Origin of the sequence: Parafrankia irregularis, assembly GCF_001536285.1 — a bacterium.
GTDB lineage: Bacteria > Actinomycetota > Actinomycetes > Frankiales > Frankiaceae > Parafrankia > Parafrankia irregularis.
The window spans coordinates 53,087-76,776 of the sequence record NZ_FAOZ01000023.1; the positions used below are offsets into that span (position 1 = coordinate 53,087).

Below are 23,690 nucleotides of genomic sequence, written 5' to 3' on the forward strand. Positions count from 1 at the left end.
CCTCCCAGCCCGAACCCCCGCACCCCCCGAACCCGCAGCAACGCCCCCGCACCCCCAGCGACGCGCCCACGCCCCAGCACGAACGACTCGGGCCCGGGCACCCGTGACCTGGATGCTCGCGGCCTGGATGCTCGCGGCCTGGACGCCGGCGACCCGGTACGCCGGCTCGGCTCAGAGCACGGGCAGCAGCCCCGCCGGGTGGATCTGAGCGAGCAGGAGCAGCACCAGCAGGACGGTGACCGCACGGAACTCGCGCACGGTCAGGTCGTGCTCACCCACATGATCTCGCCGCCCCGTATAGCCCGCGAAATACCACTTCATGACGGTCGCGCCGGAACCCGCGACCGCGAGCACGAGCACCGCCGCGAGCAGCACGAACCAGGTGCCGACGCCGTCGAGGACCAGGTCCTCCCAGACGAAGCCGACGGTCGCCGGGTAGCCGACCGCGGTGAGGCCGAACAGCAGGAAGGCCACAGCGAGCCGGGGCGTCCGTGCGAAACAGCCCCCTGGGCCGATCAGCGCCATCGGGCCGCGCCGCGCCTCCGTCGCGGCCGCGATCATGACCGCGCCGCCGGTCGCGACCGCGCCGACCTGCCAGGCCAGCACCGCCCCCACCAGGGCGACACCGGGATCACCCGCCGGCCCGTGCCCCGCCGTCCCGAACACCGAACCGGCCAGCGCCCCGCAGCTGACCACTCCGCTCAGCGCCAGCCCAACCTGGGCGAGCGCGGTACGGACGTCGTGTGCCACCAGGCCGAGACCCGCCCCCAGCAGGGCGGTCACCCCACTTGCGGCGACGACCCAGCCGGCCCAGGCCTGCCCGTGCAGCAGCCGCGCGACCTCCGGCAGCAACAGCAGACCGGACGGACCAGCCGTGAACGCGACGAGGAGACCGGGCGGCACCGAACCCGCGGGAGCGCCGTACCCGACCGGCGAGCCGTACCGAGCGCGAGAGCCAGGCCCTGCGGCGGAGCTACGCCGTGCGGCAGAGCCAGGCCCTGCGGCCGCGCCAGAACCTTTGGGAGAGCCGGGTCCGACGAGGCAGCCGTGCCACAGATGCAACGGCACCAGGCATTGCCGGACACCGACGCCGAACGTGACCAGCACAGCCGCGGCGGTCGGCCCGAGCGGCCCGGGCAGCAGCAGCCCCACGGCACACGCGCCAACCCCGAGCAGATGGTGCAGCCCGAACACCCGCGCCGGCCCGGCCCCGGACGGATCGGCCGCATCGACCAGCTCACGCCACACGACCACGGCGGACAGCGCCCACGAGGCAAGCGCCGTGCCGGGCCCGTCGGACGCGGTCGCGGCGGTGCCGCAGGCCAGGACGAGCAGCGTCCGGGCGAAGGTGCGCGGTGAGTGTGACGTCCACGGCGAGTCGGACGTCACCGTAGCGAGGGCGGTGGCGGCGAGCCCGGCGAGGCAGGTGACGAACGGCATCCACCGCCCGCTCCCCGGCGCGAGCAGCACGACTCCACCGGCTCCACCCGGCCAGGCGCCCAGCCGCTCGGCCAGCATCGCCACGGCGATGACGCCCAGCGCGACGGCGACGCACCAGGTCGCGGTGGCCCGGGCAGCCCGCGGATCAGCGCTCCGGCGCACCGCGACCGAGCCACCGAGCAGGCCGATCGCGACCAGAAGCGGCGTGACCGCCAGGATCACCACGGCCCTCCGGAGCGGGGACGGACAGGACGGACGTCGGTGGGAAACCGTGGCGGCTCGTCCAGGTGGCGCGCCGGCCGAGTACCGCCACCGGGCCCGTCGTTGCGGGCCGTCAGGCGACGCGACGACTGGCCGTCGGGCCACCGGGGCCGCAGGCCCGGCCCACGACCGCCGGTGCTGTCGGACGCCGGCCCACCTGCACGGTCCGTCGCCGCACGGTCCGTCGCCGCGGGATCCGCCGATGCGGGCTCTGCCAGCGCAGGCTCCGCGAGCGCGCCGTGCGACGCGGGACGGTCCTCGCCGACGACGTCCACCGGCTCGGCGACACCGCCGGCCTCGATGTCATCCGTGGGCGCGATGCCATCCGCGCGCTCGATGTCATCCGTGGGCTCGATGTCATCCGTGGGCTCGATGACGCCGGCGTCGGTCGGCCTGCCGGCCGCGCCGAGGGACGTCAGGGGCATCTCCGCGGTATCCGCGTCCACGGTGCCGTCGTCGATGCTGTCCTGGGTGATGTGATCCTGCGGCGTGGTGCCCGGTGCGGAACTGGCCGGGCTCGGAAGCTGGCGGGCGAGGTCCTCGGCAGCGGGCCGCGGCACCGGCAGCCGCGGCGGTGTGGACGGCCGGGTCGTTTCAGGGACGGCCAACGGCTCCCCGGGCCGGGAGACCGCCGCCGGACCTGCCTGGCTGGGAATCCGTCGAGGCAGCGCGGTCAGGCCGGGCAGGTCGGGCAGGTCGGGGGCGTAGGTGTCCGCGCCGTAGGGGCCTGATCCGTCCTGAGCCCGCTGGCCGGTGCGCCGCGGTGCCGTGGGATGGTCCGCGTCGGCCCCGTCCACCGAACCCGCGTCCGCATCAGCAACAGGAGCGGAGCCGGAACCAGGAGCCGGGCCCCCCTTCGCCTCCGGACGAAGCCTGACCTCGGCCTCGCCGTCGGGCTCGGGCTCGGGCTCGGGCTCGGGCTCGGGCTCGGGCTCGGGCTCGGGGCCGAGCCTGGCCTCGTTCACACCGGCTGTAGCGACAGTCGGCAGGGTTTCCATCGTCGCCCAGGGCCACCAGTCGCCGTGGACTGGCTCCGTCGACGCGGCCGGCACCCACGACGCTCCGCCGCGAGGCGGGCCCGCCGCGGCAGGCACGAACCCGGAAGCGGGGCCGAATCCGGAGCCGGCGCCCGGCCCGGCTCCGGTCCCCGGTTGTGCCACGGCCTCGGACCTTCCGCCGATCACCTCCACGGCCTGCCGCTGCCAGCGGTCTATCGCTGTCAGCGCACGCGCGGCCGCACCTCCGACCTGGCGAAGCACCACGTCTGCGTCTCCCCTCTCGAACGCGTACCGGTAGAGCCGGGGCTGCCATCGTGCGGGCACGATCGCCATGTTTCGTCCCGGCCCGGAAGCGGATGTAGGGGCACCACGCTGTGCCTGCTCCAGGCGCTGGCTGTCACGCAGCGCGCTGGGTGAACGAAGGATCTGAGCACAGCGCAGCGTCGCGTGGACGAGGGTGTGCGTCAGGGCAAGGGTGTGCAGGCCCAGTCCGATCTCGGCGACGATCAGCCCGACCTGGGTCATCGACCCGTAGGCCAGCGCACTCTTGACGTCGCTCTGGGCCCGGCTGACAACCGCGGCGTGCAGGGCGGTGAGCGCGCCGACGACGACCAGTGCCAGCCGCGCGAGCGGGGTGTGATCGAGCAGCGGGTCGGCGCGCAGCAGGAGATAGGGGCCCAGGTGGACTGACACCGCCCCGTAGAAGACCGCGCTGGACGGCGTCGGCCCTTCCATAGCGCGCGGGAGCCAGCCGCCGACGGGCACGAGCGCGGACTTGCCCAGCACGGCCAGGAGCAGCAGAAAGGCCAGGGCCGGCGCGTGCGCGAGCACCGCCGGGGCTGCCAGCACACCGTCCCAGCCGTGGGTGTGGTGCTGCGGCCCGCCGCCACCGCCCGCGCCGCCGACACCGCTCGCGCCACTCGCGGTGCCGCTCGCGAGGTGCCCGAGCCAGACCACCGCGACGAGCAGCCCGGCGTCACAGGCCCGGTAGGTCAGGAAGGCTCGCAGCCCGTGGCGCACCGGCGCAGGCCGTTCGGCGAAGAAGGCGATGAGCAGGGCGGAGGTGAGTCCGACCAGTTCCCAGCCGAAGTACAGCGTCGGCGGGTCACCGGCCAGGACCACGAGTTCCACCGCGCCGCCGAACAGGAGCAGCAGCAGGTGGAAGCGGGTGAAGCCGGGCTCCCGATGCAGGTAGCGGGCGGATACCGCGCCGGTCAGGCCGACGAGGGCGGCCGCGACGAGCGCGAAGGGTGCGGACAGCGGGTCCGCGCTCAGATGCCAGGTGAAGCTGTGGTCGGGTGTACCGAACCAGGGGCCGACGGCCGCGTCCACGGCCTCGCCGCCACTGACCGCCACCGCAGCGGCGAGCACCAGGCAGGCGAAGGTCACCACGCTGAACGAGGTGGCGACAACGGTGGTGGTCACCCGTTCGGAGCGGATCCGTCCGAACCACATCAGGCTGCCGAGAAGGACGACGGCCACCCCGGGCACGGCAACCGCCAGGACCAGGGTCGCGGGCAGGAGCCCGGTTCCGAAACCGCCGCTCATGGTCCGTCCGGCCTGTCCGGGAAGGGGGCGTCGAGCCACCGTGACGGCAGTCGCGGCTGCTCCGGGATGTCCGCCCACTGCTCCGACGACTGCCGCTCCGACGACAGCTGCGGCGACGGCGCCTGCGCCGGGATGTCCACCCGCGCTGGCTCACACGCCGCGAGCACGTGTGCGGGCGGCAGGTGATCGCGCTGTCCGGCGTAGTAGTGCTCCGACCGGGCGACCATCGGGAGGCGCAGGCTCTCCGGCTGGTGTGGTTCGAAGCGGCCGTCGACATGGAGCCAGGTCCGCGGCGAGTGCGGGTCCCAGGCCGCGAGCTGGATCCAGCCGCCGTCGACGAGCCGGCGCAGGTGCGGGTGCCCCCGCACGATGGACGCCAGCAGGTCGGGCTCCGCCTCCACGATCATCAGCAGCCGCATCGGCTCGTGGATCTCCACCGACTGCCAGGGCATGCCGGTACGCAGGTCGGAGGCGTGCCCGTCCATGACACCGACCAGGCCGCTGATGTTGTGGGGCAGCTTGGACCCGGCGCCGAAGCCGGTCGGGTCCACCGCGCTGAAGTAGTACTCGAGGCTGATGCCGGCTCCGACCGGTGCGGTGGACAGCAGCAGCCGGGTGAGCACGGAGCCGTCGTGATCGGCGGTGGGGTCGTAGGAGACGAGGAACGACCGGCGGTCCAGGTACAGCCCGCGGGTGCGGGAGCGCCGGCCGATCACGCAGGTGGCGTTGGTGCTGTGCCCGTACTCCGGCCGCGACTGCGCGATGTCGGCCGACCGCCCCCGCACATGGGCGTGCGCGGTGTCGGCGGCGACGTCGGCCCCCACCGACTCGAAGCGTCGGCAGCGCTCGTGCGCGTCGAGTTGGACGGCCGCGCGCAGCGCCTCGGTCGCGGTGGCCAGCGCCGCCTGCGAACCGGCCGGGACGAGGTCGGTGTCGTAGCAGGTCAGGGAGCCTTCGCAGGTGTCGTGATGGCCTGCGACGAACCAGGTGTCCGGGCCGATCAGACGGCCGCGACGGGCGAGCGCCGCCCGTACCCGTGGATGGTTCGCCATCGCCGCGAACGCCCGCGCGTTCGGGCCGCTGCGGCCGCCACCGGTCGCGCTGCAGTCGTACGCGGCCGCGTGCGGGTTGTTGACGCTGGACGATCCGTGCCCGATCACGAGGACCACACCACCGGTCGGCCCGGTCATCCCGATCGTCGTGAGCAGGGTGTCGACGATCTCCGTCATCTCGTCGACCGTGAAGCCGAGCCGCAGCGGACCCGCGCCCACACCGGGCACCAGCCCCGCGCCGCCCACCACCGCACCGGCACCGGCACTGGACCCGGATTCGACCCCTCCGGCCTCGACGCCCTCGCTGGCCTCGACGGCCAGTCGAGTCCGCGGCCAGGGGCCGGGGCGGTCATGGGGGCACAGCATCCGGGCGCGTTCACCGACGGCCCGCGGGGCCACCGCACCGACGACCAGCGGAACCAGCCGGGCCAGCCCGGCGACCGCGTTGTGGCCGGTCGGCCGACCGGACCTGCCCCGGGCGGCCGACAGGATGTGGTGGCGGTGGGCGTCCCGGCGCCGGGTCTGCTGATAGGCGATCAGCTCCGCCTGGTCCACGGCCTGCTCGACGACCAGGTTGTGCGGCGTGACCGACACCGGGCACAGCGCCCGTGGCCGGACGTCGTCGAGTCCCTGGTAGGCCATGGCGACACCGAAGAACCCCGCCGCTCCGTACGTGCGCACCCGCGGGTGGATCTCCTCCAGGTGCCGGCGCAGCGACTCCTCCCGTTCGTCCATGCAGAACACGGCCTGGAAGGCGGCCTCGGACGCGCCGCCATCCCCGGCCCCAGCCCCAGCTCCGGCCTCGGTCTCGGCCTCGGCCTCGGCACCGGCACCGAGCCCGAGCTCGGGGAAGCGGCGGTCGTGCGCGGTCAGCGCGTCGAGGATCTCGGTGCGGTAGCGCCGTTCATAGGCCAGGTGCAGCAGCCAGCGCCGTCGCCGGGAGCCGAGGTCCGCGACCGCACCCAGCCAGGCCCGGGCCCACCGCGGGTCCCCGAGCGCCTCGGTCTCGACGTCCATGATCTGTGCGAGCACGAACGCCTCGTAGACCAGCTCCAGATCGGGAGCGGACCGACCGGGGACGGCCATACCGGGGGCGGCCAGATCCTGGGCGGGCCGGTCGGGCCGGGCCTCGCCGGTCGGCCCCGCCGGGGCGCCGTCACCGAGCGGGCCGAGGTCCTCCGGGGTGGCGTCCGGGCCGATCGTCTGGCCCAGCAGGTGACGAACGACCACGACCTCCAGCGTGAGCTGGACGGCGAGCAGGTCCACAAGGCGGGCGGGCGACGGCTGCGACGGTGCCCGGTCGGGATGGGCCTCGAACTGGCGGACCATACCCGCCCAGCCACGCAGCGACATCAGCGTCGCCCGGACGGCCTCCGGCCATACCGGCACGGGGACCCGCAGCGCCCGCAGCGCCCAGGTCACCGTGCGTTCGGCGGTCCAGCCCTGGCGCAGCTGCCGGCGCAGGTGCGCGGCGAGCCCGGACCAGTGCGGCTCCCGGGTTGCCCCGAGCGTTCCGAACAGGTGACGGAAGGCTGTGAGCAGGCCGTCCTCCCGGTGCGGCAGCTCCCAGGCGGCCATCCCCTGGTCGAGGAAGGCCGCGCACAACCTGATCAGTACCGGATGGATCATCTCGTCGATGTCGACGCCGAAGTGGTGGAGCAACTGGTCACGGCGACGCAGCGGGACGGCCCGCGGTGGGGCGGGCGGCACGCACCGCAGCAGATCGCCCCACAGGGCACTCAACAGCGCGGCCCGCAGCGCTTTGCGCTCGGCGGCGCGGCCGCGCGGGGACCGCCGCCGGGACGCCGGGAAGCGCCGCCTTGCCTGTCGGGTGAGCTCCTCGCGCCGGGCCGGGGAGACGAGTGGATGGAAGTGGCTGAGCTCGCCGCCGTCCGCGAGCCGCCAGGAGACCGCGGGGGCGCTGGGGACGTCGACGAACAGGCCGAGCCGGGCGAGCCGGAAGTCGTTCCAGGTCGGCCCGCCGGGGAGGATCTCGGCGTCCCCTGCGGAAGCGGACGCGTCACCGCCCGGCCCGCCGTGCTGGTCCAGCACGGCCACGAGGTCCCGGGTGAGGATCCGGCCGGACGAAAGGTGGTCGGAGAAGGCCCGCTCGGTCTGGAACGCCGCCGTTCCCAGCAGCGCGCCGGCACGCTCGACCGCCTGCGGGAACGGGAGCTCCTCCAGGGCGTGCAGCGGGTTGTGGTGGGAGAAGTACCCGAGTGGTGCCTGGGGCGGCAGGAGCTCGGCGACCTCCTCGACGATGTGGACGATCAGTTCGGTCTGATCCTCGACGTGGGCCATGTCCCCTCCCGTCCCCCATTCATGGTGGCCCGGTTCCTTCATTTCCCGCGGGCCTTCCAGGTACTGCTTCCTCGACCAGGAATGTGTGCCCTCCAGCACGCTGGTTGCGGTACCGGCCGATCTCCGCCAGACCGAAGGCCGGCCTCTCTCCCACGACCACCCGGATTTTTCCGGGTTTTCGGCGACCGACGGCGCGGCGGGCCCGCGGGCCGACACACAATCGGCGGCGAACACGGCCGCGCATCCCAGGGGAAAAGCGCGGCCGGCTCCGCCCCACCCGAGGGTCGACCAGGCTGGCCGGTGAGCCACCGCCGTAGGATCGCCTGACAGGTATCAGTATGAAGGACTCTGGGCCCCTTCGGCACGTGCCGATCATCGCGGTGGCACGAATCACCGTCGCACTTTCCGGAAGGCCTTTCCTCCCAGCAAATCCAATGGACGGCGATTGGCGGTCGGCGAGCCCCCCGGAAGCCATCGACAAATGCTTCACGGCAACCGACCGGAGGCACCTTTCGGCGCGGGAGCGGGAAGGGCGCGCGCCACGCCGCCCGCCAGCACCCCGGAGTGACAGGCGGTACCGCAACCGCACGCTCCCTGGCGACCATGATCATCAGATTCTCACCTGGCGGCAGACCGCCGGGCCGGGCGGGCGCGGCCGAGAGCGCCACTGATGGGCGAACCCGGGGGCCGCTTCCACGAACCCGGGGGCCGCTTCCAGGAAAAACTTGAGGATTTCGGTCGCGGGCACAACCAGAATCCTCAGATCTTGCGAACCCGCAACCCCACCCCGGGCCCGACCCACAGCCTGCTTCCAGGAAAAACTTGAGGATTTCGGTCGCAGGAACAACCAGAATCCCCAGACCTTGCGAACCAGCAAAGCCGCCCCACCCGCCCCACCCGCCCGAGCCGCCCTGCGAGCAACCCCCATACAGGCGCCCGAAGTTCCTGATCACCAGGAGGCCTGTCGCACCCCGGTGCCAACCCCGATAGAAATCGGGTGGGTATGCCGGAGATCGCTCGCCGCTGGCAGGTAACCCCAGACTGCCCGGTCAAAGTCGGGTTCCGCTTACCACAGGCACCAGGACGGCCAGAATCCTCCCACCTTGCCTATGTCTTGCCTGGTGGCACGGCCGTGGGCGCGCAAGGCCGGCAGGCTCCCACCGGGCGGACCATCCAAAAAGGTGGTAAGTTTGATTTTCGGACGTACCGTGTCAGGCCACGTCGGACGAGGAGGACCCGCGATGAGCAGGACGGCCCGGGAGTGCTCGATCGCGAACGCCCTCGCCGTCGTCGGGGAGCGGTGGAGCCTGCTGGCCCTGCGGGAGGTCATGCTGGGCGCACGCCGGTTCGACCAGATCGTCGAGAACACGGGCGCGAGCCGGGACATCCTGGCCGCGAGGCTGCGGTCGCTGGTCGCGGCGGGGGTGTTGGAGAAGCGCCAGTACAGCGAGCATCCGCCGCGTCACGAGTATCTGGCGACGGAGGCCGGCCGGGCACTGCAGCCCGTGCTGCTGGGTCTCATGGACTGGGGCGACCGGTACGTCACGGCCGGCCCGCCGCCGACCGTGTGGCGGCATTCCTGCGGCGCCGAGCTGCGGCCACGCTGCGTGTGCGCGAGCTGCGGCGAGCAGGTGGAGGCGAACGGTGTCACGCCCGTCCGCCTCGGCGAGGTGAGGCCGGTCACCGAGGTGCGGCCGACGGGCTGACATGCGAACCGGCTGGCCGGCGCGCGAACCGGCCCGGGCCGGCGGGGTAAGCCCGATTCCGCCCGGCCCACCGAGGCGGCCGGGCGGCCCGGTCCCACCGGGCGGACGAACCAGACGTCCGCCCGGTGGGACCGAGGGGGTCGTGCGGCTGCTACGCGAGGGCGCCGTCGAGCTCGCCGCGCAGTTCCTCGGGCGTGACGGTCGGCTCGAAGCGACGCACGACCTTGCCGTCGCCGTCCACCAGGAACTTCGTGAAGTTCCACTTGACCTCGTCGGTACCGATGGCCTCGGGCCGCGAGCGCTTGATGTGCTCGTAGAGGAAGCCCGACTCCGGCCCGAAGTCACCGGGGGCCTCCGAGCGCAGGTAGGTGTACAGCGGAGCCGCGTCGGGCCCGTTCACCTCGACCTTACCGAGCACCGGGAACGTCACGTCGAAGTTCGTCGAGCAGAACTCCTGGATCTCGGCGTTGGTGCCGGGCTCCTGGCCGCCGAACTGGTTGCAGGGGAAGCCGAGGACCTCCAGGCCACGACCCTTGAGATCCCGGTAGAGCGCTTCGAGACCTTCGTACTGCGGCGTGAGGCCGCACTTGCTGGCAACGTTGACGATCAGCAGCGTCTTGCCGGCGTACTCACTCAGCGGGCGGGGGGTGCCGTCCGACGCCTCGACGGTGAAGTCATGGACAGTCATCTGCGACCTGGCTCTCGATGGGGCGGACCCGACGATCACGGGCCCGGCGGCGGGACGCCGAGTCGTCGCTGAACCAGGGCCAGGTACGACCGGTACGCCCCGGACGGCCGGAGGACCGCCTCGGGCGAGGCTGGGCGTGCGACGTGGACGGCGCGGACACATCGGACGCTACCCGGACGGGCAATATTCTGTCACCGCCGCGGTGACAGAAATCGCCGGTGAAGTGGGCAGCCGAGCGAGGCATCCGGGTGAAGCAGCCCGGGTAGGTGGGTGGGGCGCGCCGAGCGGGGCGGTCAGTGTGTCGGGGTGCGCAGCTGGACGAACGACATCTCGCGGCGGACCCGGAAGCCGAGGTCCTCGTAGAGCCGGATCGCGTCCATGTTCGAGACCATCACGTGGAGGAAGGGTCGGTCGCCACGGGCGAGGATGCCCATGGCCGTCGCCCTGATCAGGCGGGTGGCGAAACCGGCCCCGCGGTGCACCGGATCGGTGCACACGGCACTGATCTCGGTACGACCCGGGAATCGCATCCGCTCCCCTGCCATCGCGACGAGCCGCCCGCCGCGCCGGATGCCCAGGTAGGCACCCAGTTCGATGGTGCGCCGCTCGAACGGACCCGGCTGGGTCCGGGCGACCAGGTCGAGCATCTCCGGCACGTCCTGCGCTCCCAGGCGAACCGCCTCGGGGTCCGGACGGCCGGCCACGTCATCGCCGAGCAGCTGAACGGCGGGGACCGCCATCACGATGTCCCACCCCGGAGGCGGCAGTGACCTCAGACCCGCGCAGCCGAGGAGGACACCCGGCCCCACCAGATCGGCGAGGTCGGCCCACGCGGCCGGATCGGTGTCGTCGCTCACCGCGGCGAACGGCGAGATATCGGAGGGGTAACGCGCCGCGCGCCCGTGCACGATGGCCAGCGCAGTGTGTACGCCCGTCAGCGACGCCCAGACCGGGTTGTCGAGTGCCGCCTCCGGAGTGGTGACTGCCACCGACCCCAGGCTCGCGCCCGGCAACGCACTCGGGCTCGGGCTTGCGCCCGTCGGACCCATCCAACCTCCCACCGGCGACAGGCGCCCAGGACGCGCCCACGGTCAGACTATGCGCCGGGCCCGAAACCCGGTGAACGGCCCACCCTCGTCGCGGGCCGGCGGCCACCCGCCACCAGCTCGGCCGAATGCCGCACCGGGCCCGTCAGACGGCTCCTCGAGCGGGTCGGCGGTCGTGACGCGGGGTCCGGACGCGCCCGCGCGAGAAGGGCCCGTCAGCCGCGCCGTCAACCGCGCCGTGGACCGGCCCGCCGCACGCCTGAGCCAACCGGGGGGCGACCGCAGGTGGCGCTCCGAACGGCGACACGCGCGACCGGCCATGGGCGTCGAACTTGACAACCAGCCGAGGAACGCCCCCTCCGGGCCACGGAACAGCCCGCACCCGGCGGCCGCACCACCCCCGTTCGGAGGGGGCGCGGCCCACCGCCCCGCACCCGGCCCCGACCGGAATGCGCTTGGAACAGGCCGGATTCTCACCCACCCGCACACCGGCCGGCAGACCGAACCCGTGAACTGAGAATGAATTTAGCACATAACAGCAGCGGCCGACACCGACTTAAAAGCGTCGTCGTTTCTGGCGAGAAATAGCCCGGTCAGGCCAGCGCGGCCGCCGGGAATGCCAAGCTGTCAACTCCGCGCAGCGGCGCCCCCGTTCAGCCGGGGGCTGTGCATCGGTTTCCAGCAAAACAGGATCAATCCAGATTCACTACAGAAACACAACAGAAACACTCCGATACCACTTTCGGCTATGGCCCGGAGATAGCCCGCAACGCCCGCCGCACGACCCGCCTAGGCGGTCAATAGCATGTGCGACGCGCAGATGACCTGCACTGATAGTTCGGGTTCGACCCAGGATCGACACCGGATCAACCCAGGTAGGACAGGCGCATCGGGGCGACGGCAAGGGGGCGGAGATCGACGCGGTCAGCACGGCCGGAGAGGGGCTCCAGGCCGGTGTCAATAGGCATCGGGAACCACATTTCAGCGGCCACTTCACTTCATTTTTCCGCGACGCGGAGAAACATTACGAAACTACCCCGGGCGACCCCTCGAAGGCGACTCACAAGCGCCCCGGAGGAACCTCGGGAGACATCAGCCAACGAACGGGACAACGCGCGGCGCCACGCAAGATCCGTCGATTCTCAGCCGAATTCCCGACGGAAGTTCCTGACCGCGGCGGGCCGGCCCTGAGCCACCGACCACCGACGACGAGGACCTGATCGATGTCAGAACACGCAATCGCGCGCCATCAGGTGCGGCGACCACCGACGGTCCGCGACCTGATCGCACCGCCGATCGCCGCGGTGCTGGTGGTGATGCTCACCGGCCTCGGCATAGCCGCGGTGTCACCCACCGACGCCCGCGGGCCGGTCCTGTTCTGCGCATCCGTCGCCGCCATAGTCGTCGGGCTGGCGAGCGTCTTCGCGGTCCGCAACCGGCAGATCGCCATGGAGCTGCGCGGCCGGGTCGTCACGCTCGAAGCGAAGGTCAAGACCTCCACGGCGCAGACGGAACGGCTGTCCCGGGAGGTGCTCCCCCTCGTCGTCACCCGCCTGCGAGAGGGCGCCACCGCCCAGGCCGCCCTCGGGGAGGCGCCGCGAGGTACCGACGGCGCGCACCTGCACATTCTGCGCACCGTGGCAGAGGAGGTCAGCCGCGGCGAACGGATGCGCTCCGCCGCGATGGCCGCCTGCGCGAGCGCCGCCGGCCGCATGCAGGCGTTGAGCACCGCCATGCTCGCCGACCTTCGCACCATGGAGGAACGGCACAGCGAGGAGGTTCTCGGCGACCTGCTGCGGCTCGACCACCTCACCGCCCAGGCGGGGCGCCTCGCTGACAGCATCGCCGTTCTCACCGGCGGGCGTTCGGGTCGTCGCTGGACCAAGCCGATCGTCATGGAAAGCCTGCTGCGCGGGGCGATGGGACGGATCAGCGCCTACCAGCGGGTCCGGCTCCACTCGACCAGCACCGTGGCCGTGGTCGGCTACGCCGCCGAGGGCGTGATGCACACGCTCGCGGAACTCATGGACAACGCCACCAGCTTCTCGCCGCCCTCCGAAGAGGTGCACGTCTACGTCGAGGAGGTGCAGGCCGGCGTCGTCATCACCATCGAGGACGGCGGCCTGGTCATGGGGCAGGCAGCCCTCGAACGGGCCGAACGCGCCGTCTCGGCGGAATCGCTCGACCTGACCAGCCTCTCCGGCACCCGGCTGGGCCTCGCGGTCGTCGGCGTGCTCGCCCGCAAACACGGTCTGACGGTGTCCTTCCGCCCGTCGTCGCGCGGCGGAACCGGTGCCATCGTGATGGTTCCGCGCCAGCTCATCACCGCGCCGAGATCGGTGGAGCCACCGCCCACGATCAGCGACGCGACGGACGCGGCGACCACGGGCCTGCGCACCGCCGTGGCGGCCCGGGCCCCACGGGCCCTGCCGCCCGCGGCCGCCGACGACCGGCACAGCCGAAGCGCGGCCGCGTCGGACCCCGGCTTCAACCGGCAGCGGCAGGGAGCGGGTGGTGGTGGTGACCTGGCGAACCACCAGCCACGCAGACCGGATCCGTCCGAGTTCGTCACGGCCCTGGGTGCCCTTCCCACCCGTGAACCCGGCGCCTTCCCGACCCGCGCCGGTACCAGGAACGCTCCGAGCACGGAGCAGACTCACGCCCACCCCCACGTCGCGCTCGACACCGGGCCGAGCGGCACCGCGGACACCGCAGCCGCCACCGGCATCGATGCCGTCACCGCCCGGATCACCCTGCCCAAGCGAGCCCGCGGCCAGTCCCTCACCGCCAGCACCCGCGCGGCCGGCCCCGCCGTCTCCCGCCCGCGCTCACACCGGGCCCGTCGCAACTCCATCGCGAACTTCGCCGCGTTCCGTCGAGCCATGCGCGCCGCCAGCGCGACCAGGTCGACCACAACGCGCCCGGCGGCTCCTGGTCCGACGCCGGCGAGCCCGCAGATGCCGACCCAGGGGACGGCGGAGCTGGCAATGCCGGGACTGGGCATGCCTGGACCGGGCATGCCGGGCCCTGCGGCGCTCTTCGGCCCGACAACGGGCACAGCGTCCGCGACGAACCCGGCGCCCATCGACGCGGAAACCACCATCTCCGCGGAGCAGTTCGAGATGGCGGCGCTGGCGGAGCTGATCGAGATGGCGGAGCTGGCCGCGGCCCGCACCTCGGACGAGGCCCCGGCCATGCCGACGGACACACCTGAGCCGGGCCCGGAGCTGGCCACGACCGTCCAACCGGAGAGCTTCGCCGCCGCGGTCGGCCCGACCGACACGGCCGACACCGCCGCCGCCGATGTCGCCGATGTCGACGCCGCTGCTGCGACCGCGCAGGCCTCCGAGACCGCGACGACCTCCGCGACCACGCGGGGCTCCGCTACCGGGGAGCTGCCCGCGGCGGCGACGGACAGCTCCGAGTCGGCCGTGACCGACATCGAGGACAGCCGGCCACCGGCCACGCCCGGCCCGACCACCGGCCCCAGCCCGGCTGGAGGGGCCGGAGCGGGGGCTTCGGCTGGGGCCGGTTCGAAGCCGCCGCTGGCTCCGACGCGCGTGGGGTCCGCGCCGACCCGACGCACCCGGCCGACGAGGACGTCCCGGTGAGGACGTCCCGATGAGCGGCACCGGCTGCCCGCTGGCTGACCGGACCGGACCGGTTCGGTCAGCCAGCGGGGACGTCCCGATCAGAACCTTCCCGACCTGGCCTTTCCACGACGACCAGACCAGCACTGGACGACCAGATTGGAGGCAGGGGCAACCCGGGCGGGCCCACCGCACGGCACCCCGCAATCCCGATGAATACCACTGAGAGCGATCTTGACTGGCTGCTGGAGAACCTCCTCGCTCGTACCCCGGGAACGCACCATGCCCTGGTGCTGTCCCGGGACGGGCTCAAGCTGTGCCGGTCATCGGGCCTGAGCATCGACCAGGCCGACCAGCTCTCCGCGATCGCCTCGGGCATCCAGAGCCTCGCGCACGGAGCGTCCATCGAGTTCGGGGACGGCACCGGCGGGGTTCGGCAGTCGATGACCGAGTTCCACGGCGGCCTGCTGTTCATCGTCGACGCCGGCCAGGGTGCCCACCTGGCGGTGATCGCGACCGACGACGCGGACGCCGGCATCATCGGCCACAACATGAGTGAGCTGGTCGAACAGATCGGCGAATACCTGAGCGCCGCACCCCGCGGGCCCGTCCAGCCCGCCGGACAGCCGTGATCCGACGGCTCGTCGACAGCGAGGACCCGGACCGGCTGTACACCGTCACCGGTGGTCGCAGCCGGGCCGGACGCACCGCGTTCGACCTCGTCACGCTCGTCACGAGCAGAGCGGACCCCGCCCCTGGGATGCAGTCCGAACACATTCGGATCCTGCGGGTCTGCCGGGCCCCTACCGCAGTGGTCGAACTCTCGGCGGATCTGAAGCTCCCCGTGAGCATCGTGAAGATCCTGCTCTCCGACCTGTTGGAGAGGGGCCTGATCGCGGCAAGCCACCCCTCCACCCCGACCGATCCGCTTCAACTTCCCGATCCCGCGTTCCTGAAGCAGGTGCTCGTTGGACTCCAGAAGCTCTGAGGTCGCCGTCCGGCCGCCGCTGCAGACCACGGCCAAGGACGGCGTCAAGATCGTGATCGTCGGCGGATTCGGCGTCGGCAAGACCACGATGGTCCGTTCCGTCAGCGAGATCCGCCCACTGAGCACCGAGGAGGTGATGACCGAGGCCGGCGTCGGCATCGACGACCCCGGCGCGGTCACGGACAAGAACACCACCACCGTCGCGTTCGACTTCGGACGCATCAGCCTGGACGCGCAGATGGTGCTGTACCTGTTCGGCGCGCCCGGTCAGGAACGGTTCTGGTTCCTGTGGGACCGCCTGTTCGCCGGCACCATCGGCGCGGTCGTCCTCGTCGACACCCGCCGGGTCTCCGACTCCTGGTATGCGATCGATCGGCTGGAACACCACCGGATGCCGTTCATCGTCGCGAGGAACAACTTCGGCGAGCCCGAGCACTCCCTCGAGGACCTGCGCGAGGCGCTGTCCCTCTCCCCCGACGTGCCCGTCATCGACTGCGACGCCCGGCACCGCTCGTCCAGCAAGGACGTGCTGATGACGCTCGTACAGCACCTCTACGAGCAGGCCTCCGCCCGCAAGGAGGCCTCATGACCACGATGCTCGGTCCGGGCGCGGGGCCGGCTCCGCGCCCGGGCGTGGGCCGCGGCCGCTCCGACATCGCCCCGGTGCGGCGCCCGCAGGCCCGGGGCCACCGCGACCCGCGTCCCAATCCGGCCTCGAACCCGCACCGCACCCCCGCTCCCGCCCCTGCCGCCGCGCCCGGCCCGGTGATCCCGGTGACGTTCGACGGCACCCGGCACGCCTGGCTGGTTCTGGGGTACCGCGAGCTGCACTACGTTCTGAGCAGCCCGGAGATCTTCACCAGCGATCCGCGTAACCGGGCCCGCCGGGAGAACATCCCTGCGGACTGGGCGCCTCTCCCCGGGCTGGGCCGGCGCCCCTCGCTGCTCCACACCGACAGCGAGGACCATCAGCGCCGCTACCAGGCGGTCAACGACGTCCTGGGCGAGGTGGACGTCTTCCTCCTGCGCGCGCGGGCCGAGGCCATCACCGACAGCGTGATCGACGACTTCGCCGGGCTCGGCTCGGCCGATCTGGTCGCGTCGTTCGCGCACCAGGTGCCCGCCCTGGTCCTGGCCTCGCTGTGCGGACCGGACGACCTCGACGCCACCCAGATCGCCGAGGACCTCGTCGACCTGGTCGACATCGACGCGGACGCCGCCCGCGGCCATCGCCATCTCGTCGCCCGGCTGCGCGACCTGCTCGCCATCCGACTGGACGAGCCTCCCACCGAGGACATCATCTCCGGCCTGATCGACCATCCGGCCGAGCTGACGGACGACGAGATCGTCGAGGATCTCGCGGTCGCCCTCGGCTTCGGGATGCGCACGGTGGCTGGTTGGATCGGCAACTCGCTGCGTCTGCTGCTCACCGACGGGTCCTTCGCGCTGGAGCTGTCCGGCGGGCGGCGCAGCGTCATGCAGGCACTCACCCGGGTCCTGTGGGAGGACACGCCCCTGCAGATCACCGCCGGCCGCTGGGCGACCCGCGACATCCAGCTCGGTGGCCAGCGGATCAGGGCCGGGGAGATGGTCGCGCTCGGCCTCGCGGCGGCGAACTCCGATCCCCGGGTCCGCCGCGACCACGCCTCGGGCCCGCCGGCCGGGTGCGGCGCCGCGCTCGCCCACCACCACAACCCGGGCGGCGGCCCGGCCCTGCGGGGCACCGCGCACCACGCCGGAAACGCGACCGGCGCCGACGCCGACGCCGACGCCGACGGCACTGTCACGGCGTCCGGGCCCAACAGCGCGCACCTGTCCTTCGGGCACGGTGCGCACCGCTGCCCGTTCCCCGCACAGGAGATCGCCGAGGTCATCACACGGACCGCCGTCGAGGTGCTCCTCGACCGGCTGCCCAACGTGCGGCTCGCCGTACCCGCGGGCGCGCTGGCCTGGCGACGCACCGCGTGGAACAGGGCACTGACCGCCCTGCCGGTCCGGTTCAGCCCAGTTTGACGTCCGCGACTGGCCGCGCCGCACGGCATCACGCTGAAACCGAGCCCGGAGACCACCGATGACCGATCCCCACTCACGCCAGCCCGGCGCCTGCCCGAGCGGCATGCCCCGGCCGCTGAGCGGCGCGCGCCAGTACAGCCCACTGCGCCAGTACGGCACGTCCTGCCCGGCGCCGAGCACCACCCGGCGCGGCGAGGCTCCCGGAACCGGCAGGACCCGCGGGTCTGCCGGGCCGGGTTCGTCCAGCTCCCCGGCCGTGCCGGCCGCACCGGCCACACCGGCCGCGTCCACCGCGTCCGCGATGCCCGCATCGTCCGCTCCGCCGGGAACGGCCGATGCGCCCACCACCGCGCTCGGGTTCACCGGCACGCCCGGCGCCACCGCGGCCGGCCCACCGGAGCCCCGACGTCCCGGCTCACCGCCGGTGCCGCCCATCGCGCCACCCGGTGAGCGGGACCGCGGCCAGGAACCGGCGCGCCAGCCCGACGACCGGTCGACGTTCGAGGCCCGCTGGCCCGCGCACCACGGCGCCGCCCGGCTGCCCGCCGAGGGACCCGGCAACCGGCGCGCCGCCTTCTACCACCAGATCAGGGACGAGCACGGGCCGGTCGCGCCGGTCCTGCTCGAAGGTGACATCCCGGCCTGGCTCGTCCTCGGCTACCGGGAGGTCGTCTACGTCGCGGGGACGCCCGCCCTGTTCGGGCGGGATGCCCGGATCTGGAATGCCTGGGATCTGGTCCCGTCGGGCTGGCCCCTGCAGCCGATCGTCGGCCAGCGACCCTCCCTGCGCAGCCTCGACGGGCCCGCCCACACCCGGCGGCTGGCGGCGATCGGTGACGTGGTCGGCAGGTTCGAGTCGCACGACCTGCGGGCCCGGGTGACCCGTGGCGCGGACACCCTGATCGACGCGGTGGCGGGCAACGGCCGGGCGGAGCTGATGAGCCAGTACGCCGGCCCGCTGCCCGCGATGGTCAACGCCGAGATGTGGGGGCTGCCCGCCGGCGACCTGACCGCCCTGGCCCGGGATCTGACCCTGCTCGTCAGCGGTGGCACCGGAGCCCGCGACGCGCGCCGCCGGGTCCACGCGATGCTCGTGCGGGTCGTGCGCCGCCGCCGTGACCAGCCCTGCGACGACGCCGTCTCAGCGCTGATCGCCCACCCGGCGGAGCTCACGGACGAGGAGATCGTCGAGGACGTCATGGCGACCCTGACCGTGGCCCAGGCACCGACCGCCGACTGGATCGGGAACACCCTTCGCCTGATGCTCACCGACGACCGGTTCGCCGTGGATCTCGCGGGCGGCCGGCTCAGCGTCGGCGGTGCCATGGCCGAGGTCCTCTGGGCGGACCCGCCGATCCAGAACCTGGTCGCGCGGTGGGCTCGCCGTGACCTCCGGCTCGGCGGGCGGTGGATCCGCTCCGGCGATCTCCTCATCTTCGGCCTCTCCGCCGCGAACACCGATCCGCGCGCGCGTCCGCGCGAGTCCGGCCGGGCGGCCGGCAACAACGCCCACCTGGCATTCGGCCACGGCGAGCACCGCTGTCCCTTCCCCGCGCAGATGGCCGCCGAGACGATCGCGACCACGGCCGTCGAGGTCCTGCTCGATCGCCTCCCCGACCTGGAGCTCGCGGTGGAGCCCACGGCGCTGCTGTGGCGCCCCTCGGTCTGGGTGCGTGGCCTCGCCACCCTGCCGGTCCGGTTCACGTCGCCTTGACCGGTGTCGGTCCGCGCGACTGATCCGAAGCCCGGAAAAACCTCAGGGCCCGTGGGGAAACCCACGGGCCCTGAGGTTTGGTGCTGGTCACCAGCGCCGGGAGCACCAGGTGCTCCCTCGCCGGACTACTCCCTGCCGAACTGCTCCCGAAGCCGCCGCAGCGCCTCCTCGTCGATCGCCGAAGCGGGCTGCTCCGACTGCGAGGTGTAGGAGGACGGCGCCGCAGCTGCCGCGTCCGCCTCCTGCGCCGCCCGGATCTGGGCCTGGTGGGCCTCGTACCGGGTCTGGGCCTCGGCGTACTGCCGCTCCCACTCGGCCTGCTGCTCCTCGAAGCCCGGCAGCCATTCGCCGGTCTCGGGGTCGAAGCCCTCGGGGTAGACGTAGTTGCCCTGCTCGTCGTACTTGGCTTCCATGCCGTACTGGCTCGGGTCGAACGTGTCGCCCTCACCGGCCAGCGCGGAGGCCTCGTTGGCCTGCTTGAGCGAAAGGCTGATCCGACGGCGGTCGAGGTCGATGTCGATGACCTTGACGAGGATCTCGTCGCCGACGTTCACAACCTGCTCGGGGATCTCGACGTGGCGCTCGGCCAGCTCCGAGATGTGCACCAGGCCCTCGATGCCCTCGTCCACCCGGACGAACGCACCGAACGGCACGAGCTTGGTAACGCGGCCGGGCACGACCTGGCCGATCGCGTGGGTCCGGGCGAACTGACGCCACGGGTCCTCCTGCGTCGCCTTCAGCGACAGGGAGACCCGCTCGCGGTCCAGGTCGACGTCGAGGACCTCGACCGTGACCTCCTGGCCGACCTCGACCACCTCGGACGGGTGATCGATGTGCTTCCAGGACAGCTCGGAGACGTGCACGAGACCATCCACGCCACCCAGGTCCACGAAGGCACCGAAGTTGACGATGGAGCTGACCACGCCCTTGCGGATCTGACCCTTGGCAAGCTGCGCCAGGAACTCCGAGCGCACCTCGCTCTGGGTCTGCTCCAGCCAGGCGCGGCGGGAGAGAACCACGTTGTTGCGGTTCTTGTCCAGCTCGATGATCTTGGCTTCGAGCTCGCGGCCCACGTAGGGCTGAAGGTCGCGGACGCGACGCATCTCCACGAGCGAGGCGGGGAGGAAGCCACGCAGGCCGATGTCGAGGATGAGACCACCCTTGACGACCTCGATGACGGTGCCGGTGACGACGCCGTCCTCCTCCTTGAGCTTCTCGATCGTGCCCCAGGCGCGCTCGTACTGGGCGCGCTTCTTGGACAGGATCAGACGACCTTCCTTGTCCTCCTTCTGGAGGACAAGGGCCTCGACTTCATCTCCGACCGAGACGACCTCGTGCGGGTCGACATCGTGCTTGATCGAGAGCTCCCGTGACGGGATCACACCCTCGGTCTTGTAGCCGATGTCGAGGAGCACCTCGTCGCGGTCCACCTTGACGATGACGCCCTCGACGATGTCGCCGTCGTTGAAAAACTTGATCGTCTTGTCGACCGCGGCGAGGAAGTCCTCGGCCGAGCCGATGTCGTTGACCGCAACCTGTGGTGTGGTCGGGCTGTGCGAGGTGGTCACGGTCTCCACGGGTCGTACGTCGGTGGTGCTCGTCAAGGGGTCGGCTCCGACTGGGAATCGTCTCTTCGCGCGAGGGCCGGATCGAACCGCCGGGACGGAGGGACAGGCACCGCAAGAACGACACTGTCAGAACCGAAAGCGACTGCTCGAGTGGATCCGCTCGGTCTGAGACCCACGAACCCTCGTGCAACTCCCAAGTCTAGGGAGCGGTGTCCCTGGAGGTCAACGGGAGCAGCCACCGACTCGAAGTCGATCGGCCGGATCGCCGGCTCGGCAGGCCATCTCGTGGCCACCCAGCGGCCATCCCGCTCACCCTTTGACGCTCACATAGTACGAAAAGTCACCTGGTCTCGTCCTCGAGTTGACTGTGAAAGTGTCCACGTCGACCCTCGGGCGTTCCGCCCGGGGACGGCTGGTGCGACCGCGCGTCACGCCGATCCCGGCGGCTGAATCCCCGGTGGGCGGCCCGGGGAGCAGGTGCGCCCGGGATGTCCTCGGGAGGCACCCGGGTGGCGGGCACGTCGCCGGATCGAGCCTGTCCCGTCCCGCCGATCCGCAGCGGCATCGTCCGTGCCGGGTCACCGTCCACAGCACCGGCGGCGACGCCGCCCACACCGAGGTGTCCGCCATCCGACACCGCGACGCCGCGCGTCAGGCCGGTCGCCAATGGCGCCGTGGTGCCTGGCCCGGCTGCCTGGCCGACCCGCCCGGCCGGCCTCGAACGGGCCCGCAGCCGGCCCACCAGCCACCGCCCCAGCGCGATGAACGGGCGCTCGACCAGCAGGTAGGTCACCGCGGAGACGGCGCAGGTCAACCCCAGGACCATGAGGAAGAACGGCCAGAAGGGGCGCGCGCCGTCGGCCGGGCTGATGCGCTCGACGACGACGTCGATGACGGTGGTGTGCCACAGGTAGATGCCGTACGAGATCATCCCGAGCCAGGCCATCGGGCGGCAGGCGAGGAACCTGCGCACCAGGCCGCGGTCGCTCGGCCCGAACACCGCGGGCATGAGCAGGAAGAAGCCGGTCAGGCCGTAGAAGAGGTGGCGCCCCATGTCCTGGCCGCGGTCCGGGATGAACAGCGGGCTGCGGGGCAGCCCGAGCTGCGTGCTCGAGAACCAGTAGAAGAACGCGGCGGCCAGCACGCAGGCGGCCCCGAACCAACGCCACTGCGCCCAGCGCGGCGAGCGCCCGTTCTGGGTGTACCAGGCGGACAGGACCGCGAGCAGCATGCCCATGGCGAACAGGTCCCACCAGACCGGCAGCCACACCGTCCAGCCGTCCGCCCACCAGATGTCGGACCCGATCAGCTTGTAGTGCAGCACCCGGCTGATGACGAAAATCACCGCGAGCGCGGCGAGCTCGACCTTCAGCTGGGCGCGGGGGGAGCGCCGCCGGCGGACGAGCAGCCAGGCGTAGAGCGGGATGGAGAGGTAGAACGCGAACTCGATGTTGAGGGTCCAGGCCTGGGTCAGGCCCTGGATCGCGGTCTCCTTGCGGTAGCCCTGCGCGAACAGGGCGGTCTGCACCAGCCCCTTGAAACCGTGGACGCCCATCCGCTCGTCCGGCACGACGTTCAGCGCGACCGCGAGCGCCAGCCAGTAGAGCGGGATGATCCGCAGCAGGCGACGGACGTAGAAGGCCGGGGCGTCGGGAGCCCGGCGGCCACTGAGGTGCGCGGCGGCGAACGGCCGGTAGAGCAGGAAACCCGAGATCAGGAAGAAGATCTCCACGCCGATCTCGCCCCGGGCCACGTAGGTCCCGATCGCGTTGTCGCCCGTGGTCAGCCCGCTGTAGAAGGCCACGTGGACGACCAGCACCAGCAGCGCGGCGATCCCACGCAGCCCGTCGAAGCCGGGGAACACCACCGGCGGGCCTGACCGGGCCTCCGACCGCCCCGTCACCTCCGCCGATCCGGATGATCCGGATGTTTCAGTCGGTTCGGCGCCAGCCGGCCCACGCCGGGACTCCACGGCGGGCCCCGCACCATCGGTGACAGCACCGGCACCAGCGCCAGCACCAGCGAAGGCCACGCTTTTCGTGGCAACGCCGAGCTTGCCTCGGAAGCCGGCGGTCATCTATCCCGACCGCCACTGTCGGTGATGTCAGGCACGCACGCAAGGTACCAGGAGGTACCACGCGCGGGCCCCGCGCAAGCGTGACGCCGGACCGCTACCGACCTCGCCGCAAGCGCCCGTTTCCCCCGGCGTCCAGCGAGAATCCTGACCCGACGGCGCTTGGTGAAGCCCGCCACGGCCAGCCGGCGCGGCCTGCGCCTTTCTCCGGGGCGGCACGCGACCATACAGAGGACCAGCACGGACAGTAGTGACTTGGCAAGATTGCGCCGCAACTGATCGCAGTGTGTTTAGCGCGGATCGCACGAAGCGCCACCGCGGTGGCGCCAGCGACGCGGAGCGGCTACGCCCGGCACGCACTAACACCCATATACCGACATACAACGACCAGCACCAACGATCGCGAATGCTCAACGGAGGACGTATACATCGGAAGTGGTGGTCAATTAATCAACGGGTTGAGCTGTCCGACCAGCCGACCGGCTAACGTGGATGCCGCGCCGTCCGGCCAGCGGACGACGAGCGGCGCGCCTGACCCCAGCCTCGCCAGCCGAACGGGCAACTACGCTGAACTGCGCCGACGGTGCCAGCAGTCCCGCCACAGGCCCTCCGGTCAGCCCGGCCAGGCAGCCCATCCGCCCACGCGCAATGGGCTTCCGTCGTGCCGATCAACACACTGGACAGCTCGAGCCTCGCCACCCAT

General features: G+C 72.1%; 14 protein-coding genes. 7 read left to right on the plus strand and 7 right to left on the minus strand.

Annotated features, from left to right (window positions below; all coding sequences use genetic code 11):
- Window positions 1–171 precede the first annotated feature (171 nt).
- The 3 genes from AWX74_RS26985 to AWX74_RS26995 are packed head-to-tail and all read right to left on the minus strand — an operon-like array spanning window position 172 to window position 7,600.
- Window positions 172–1,662 (minus strand): proton-conducting transporter transmembrane domain-containing protein, encoded by a 1,491-nt coding sequence (locus AWX74_RS26985; RefSeq protein ID WP_091282856.1) that lies wholly within the window; start codon window positions 1,660–1,662, stop codon window positions 172–174.
- Window positions 1,659–4,247 (minus strand): proton-conducting transporter transmembrane domain-containing protein, encoded by a 2,589-nt coding sequence (locus AWX74_RS26990; protein WP_091282757.1) that lies wholly within the window; start codon window positions 4,245–4,247, stop codon window positions 1,659–1,661. The genes AWX74_RS26985 and AWX74_RS26990 overlap by 4 nt, the downstream gene beginning before the upstream one ends.
- Complete coding sequence (locus tag AWX74_RS26995; RefSeq protein WP_091282760.1) at window positions 4,244–7,600, minus strand: DUF2309 domain-containing protein; 3,357 nt, start codon at window positions 7,598–7,600, stop codon at window positions 4,244–4,246. The genes AWX74_RS26990 and AWX74_RS26995 overlap by 4 nt, the downstream gene beginning before the upstream one ends.
- A 1,241-nt stretch (window positions 7,601–8,841) precedes the next feature.
- Here AWX74_RS26995 and AWX74_RS27000 point away from each other — a divergent pair.
- Window positions 8,842–9,306 carry a winged helix-turn-helix transcriptional regulator gene (locus AWX74_RS27000; protein ID WP_054564368.1) on the plus strand — a complete coding sequence of 155 codons (465 nt, stop codon included), beginning with the start codon at window positions 8,842–8,844 and terminating at the stop codon, window positions 9,304–9,306.
- A gap of 151 nt (window positions 9,307–9,457) precedes the next feature.
- Here the strand turns inward: AWX74_RS27000 and AWX74_RS27005 are convergent, their stop codons facing one another.
- A complete protein-coding gene (locus tag AWX74_RS27005; RefSeq protein WP_091282762.1) occupies window positions 9,458–9,994 on the minus strand; it encodes a glutathione peroxidase in 537 nt (178 codons plus the stop codon).
- A 293-nt stretch (window positions 9,995–10,287) separates the two neighbouring features.
- Window positions 10,288–11,043, minus strand: coding sequence for a GNAT family N-acetyltransferase (locus AWX74_RS27010; protein ID WP_091282764.1), 756 nt, complete (start codon window positions 11,041–11,043; stop codon window positions 10,288–10,290).
- 1,220 nt (window positions 11,044–12,263) lie between these two features.
- Here AWX74_RS27010 and AWX74_RS27015 point away from each other — a divergent pair.
- The 6 genes from AWX74_RS27015 to AWX74_RS27040 all read left to right on the plus strand — a co-directional run bounded on the left by AWX74_RS27015 (window position 12,264) and on the right by AWX74_RS27040 (window position 19,345).
- A complete protein-coding gene (locus AWX74_RS27015) occupies window positions 12,264–14,651 on the plus strand; it encodes an ATP-binding protein (protein WP_091282766.1) in 2,388 nt (795 codons plus the stop codon).
- A gap of 191 nt (window positions 14,652–14,842) precedes the next feature.
- Complete coding sequence (locus tag AWX74_RS27020; RefSeq protein WP_006542598.1) at window positions 14,843–15,262, plus strand: roadblock/LC7 domain-containing protein; 420 nt, start codon at window positions 14,843–14,845, stop codon at window positions 15,260–15,262.
- On the plus strand, window positions 15,259–15,618 hold the full coding sequence (locus AWX74_RS27025) for a DUF742 domain-containing protein (RefSeq protein WP_006542599.1): 360 nt from the start codon (window positions 15,259–15,261) through the stop codon (window positions 15,616–15,618). The genes AWX74_RS27020 and AWX74_RS27025 overlap by 4 nt, the downstream gene beginning before the upstream one ends.
- Entirely contained in the window at window positions 15,599–16,207 is a 609-nt protein-coding gene (locus AWX74_RS27030) for a GTP-binding protein (RefSeq protein ID WP_054564373.1), read from the plus strand. Before AWX74_RS27025 ends, AWX74_RS27030 begins: the two co-directional genes overlap by 20 nt.
- Window positions 16,204–17,631, plus strand: a complete 1,428-nt coding sequence (locus AWX74_RS27035; protein ID WP_091282767.1) for a cytochrome P450 family protein — start codon at window positions 16,204–16,206, stop codon at window positions 17,629–17,631. Before AWX74_RS27030 ends, AWX74_RS27035 begins: the two co-directional genes overlap by 4 nt.
- A 58-nt stretch (window positions 17,632–17,689) precedes the next feature.
- Window positions 17,690–19,345, plus strand: a complete 1,656-nt coding sequence (locus AWX74_RS27040; protein WP_091282769.1) for a cytochrome P450 — start codon at window positions 17,690–17,692, stop codon at window positions 19,343–19,345.
- A 125-nt stretch (window positions 19,346–19,470) separates the two neighbouring features.
- On the opposite strand, the gene rpsA is transcribed toward AWX74_RS27040, so the two are convergent.
- Complete coding sequence (rpsA, locus tag AWX74_RS27045) at window positions 19,471–20,949, minus strand: 30S ribosomal protein S1 (protein ID WP_006542603.1); 1,479 nt, start codon at window positions 20,947–20,949, stop codon at window positions 19,471–19,473.
- Between the two features lie 304 nt (window positions 20,950–21,253).
- Complete coding sequence (locus AWX74_RS27050; protein ID WP_242666438.1) at window positions 21,254–22,816, minus strand: acyltransferase family protein; 1,563 nt, start codon at window positions 22,814–22,816, stop codon at window positions 21,254–21,256.
- Window positions 22,817–23,690 lie beyond the last annotated feature (874 nt).

Coding starts and splice junctions, on each gene's coding strand:
- AWX74_RS27020 (WP_006542598.1), top strand. CDS start 14,843: ATGAATACCACTGAGAGCGATCTTGACTGGCTGCTGGAGAACCTCCTC.
- AWX74_RS27035 (WP_091282767.1), top strand. CDS start 16,204: ATGACCACGATGCTCGGTCCGGGCGCGGGGCCGGCTCCGCGCCCGGGC.
- AWX74_RS26990 (WP_091282757.1), bottom strand. CDS start 4,247: ATGAGCGGCGGTTTCGGAACCGGGCTCCTGCCCGCGACCCTGGTCCTG.
- AWX74_RS27005 (WP_091282762.1), bottom strand. CDS start 9,994: ATGACTGTCCATGACTTCACCGTCGAGGCGTCGGACGGCACCCCCCGC.
- AWX74_RS27040 (WP_091282769.1), top strand. CDS start 17,690: ATGACCGATCCCCACTCACGCCAGCCCGGCGCCTGCCCGAGCGGCATG.
- AWX74_RS27015 (WP_091282766.1), top strand. CDS start 12,264: ATGTCAGAACACGCAATCGCGCGCCATCAGGTGCGGCGACCACCGACG.
- AWX74_RS27010 (WP_091282764.1), bottom strand. CDS start 11,043: ATGGGTCCGACGGGCGCAAGCCCGAGCCCGAGTGCGTTGCCGGGCGCG.
- AWX74_RS26995 (WP_091282760.1), bottom strand. CDS start 7,600: ATGGCCCACGTCGAGGATCAGACCGAACTGATCGTCCACATCGTCGAG.
- AWX74_RS27000 (WP_054564368.1), top strand. CDS start 8,842: ATGAGCAGGACGGCCCGGGAGTGCTCGATCGCGAACGCCCTCGCCGTC.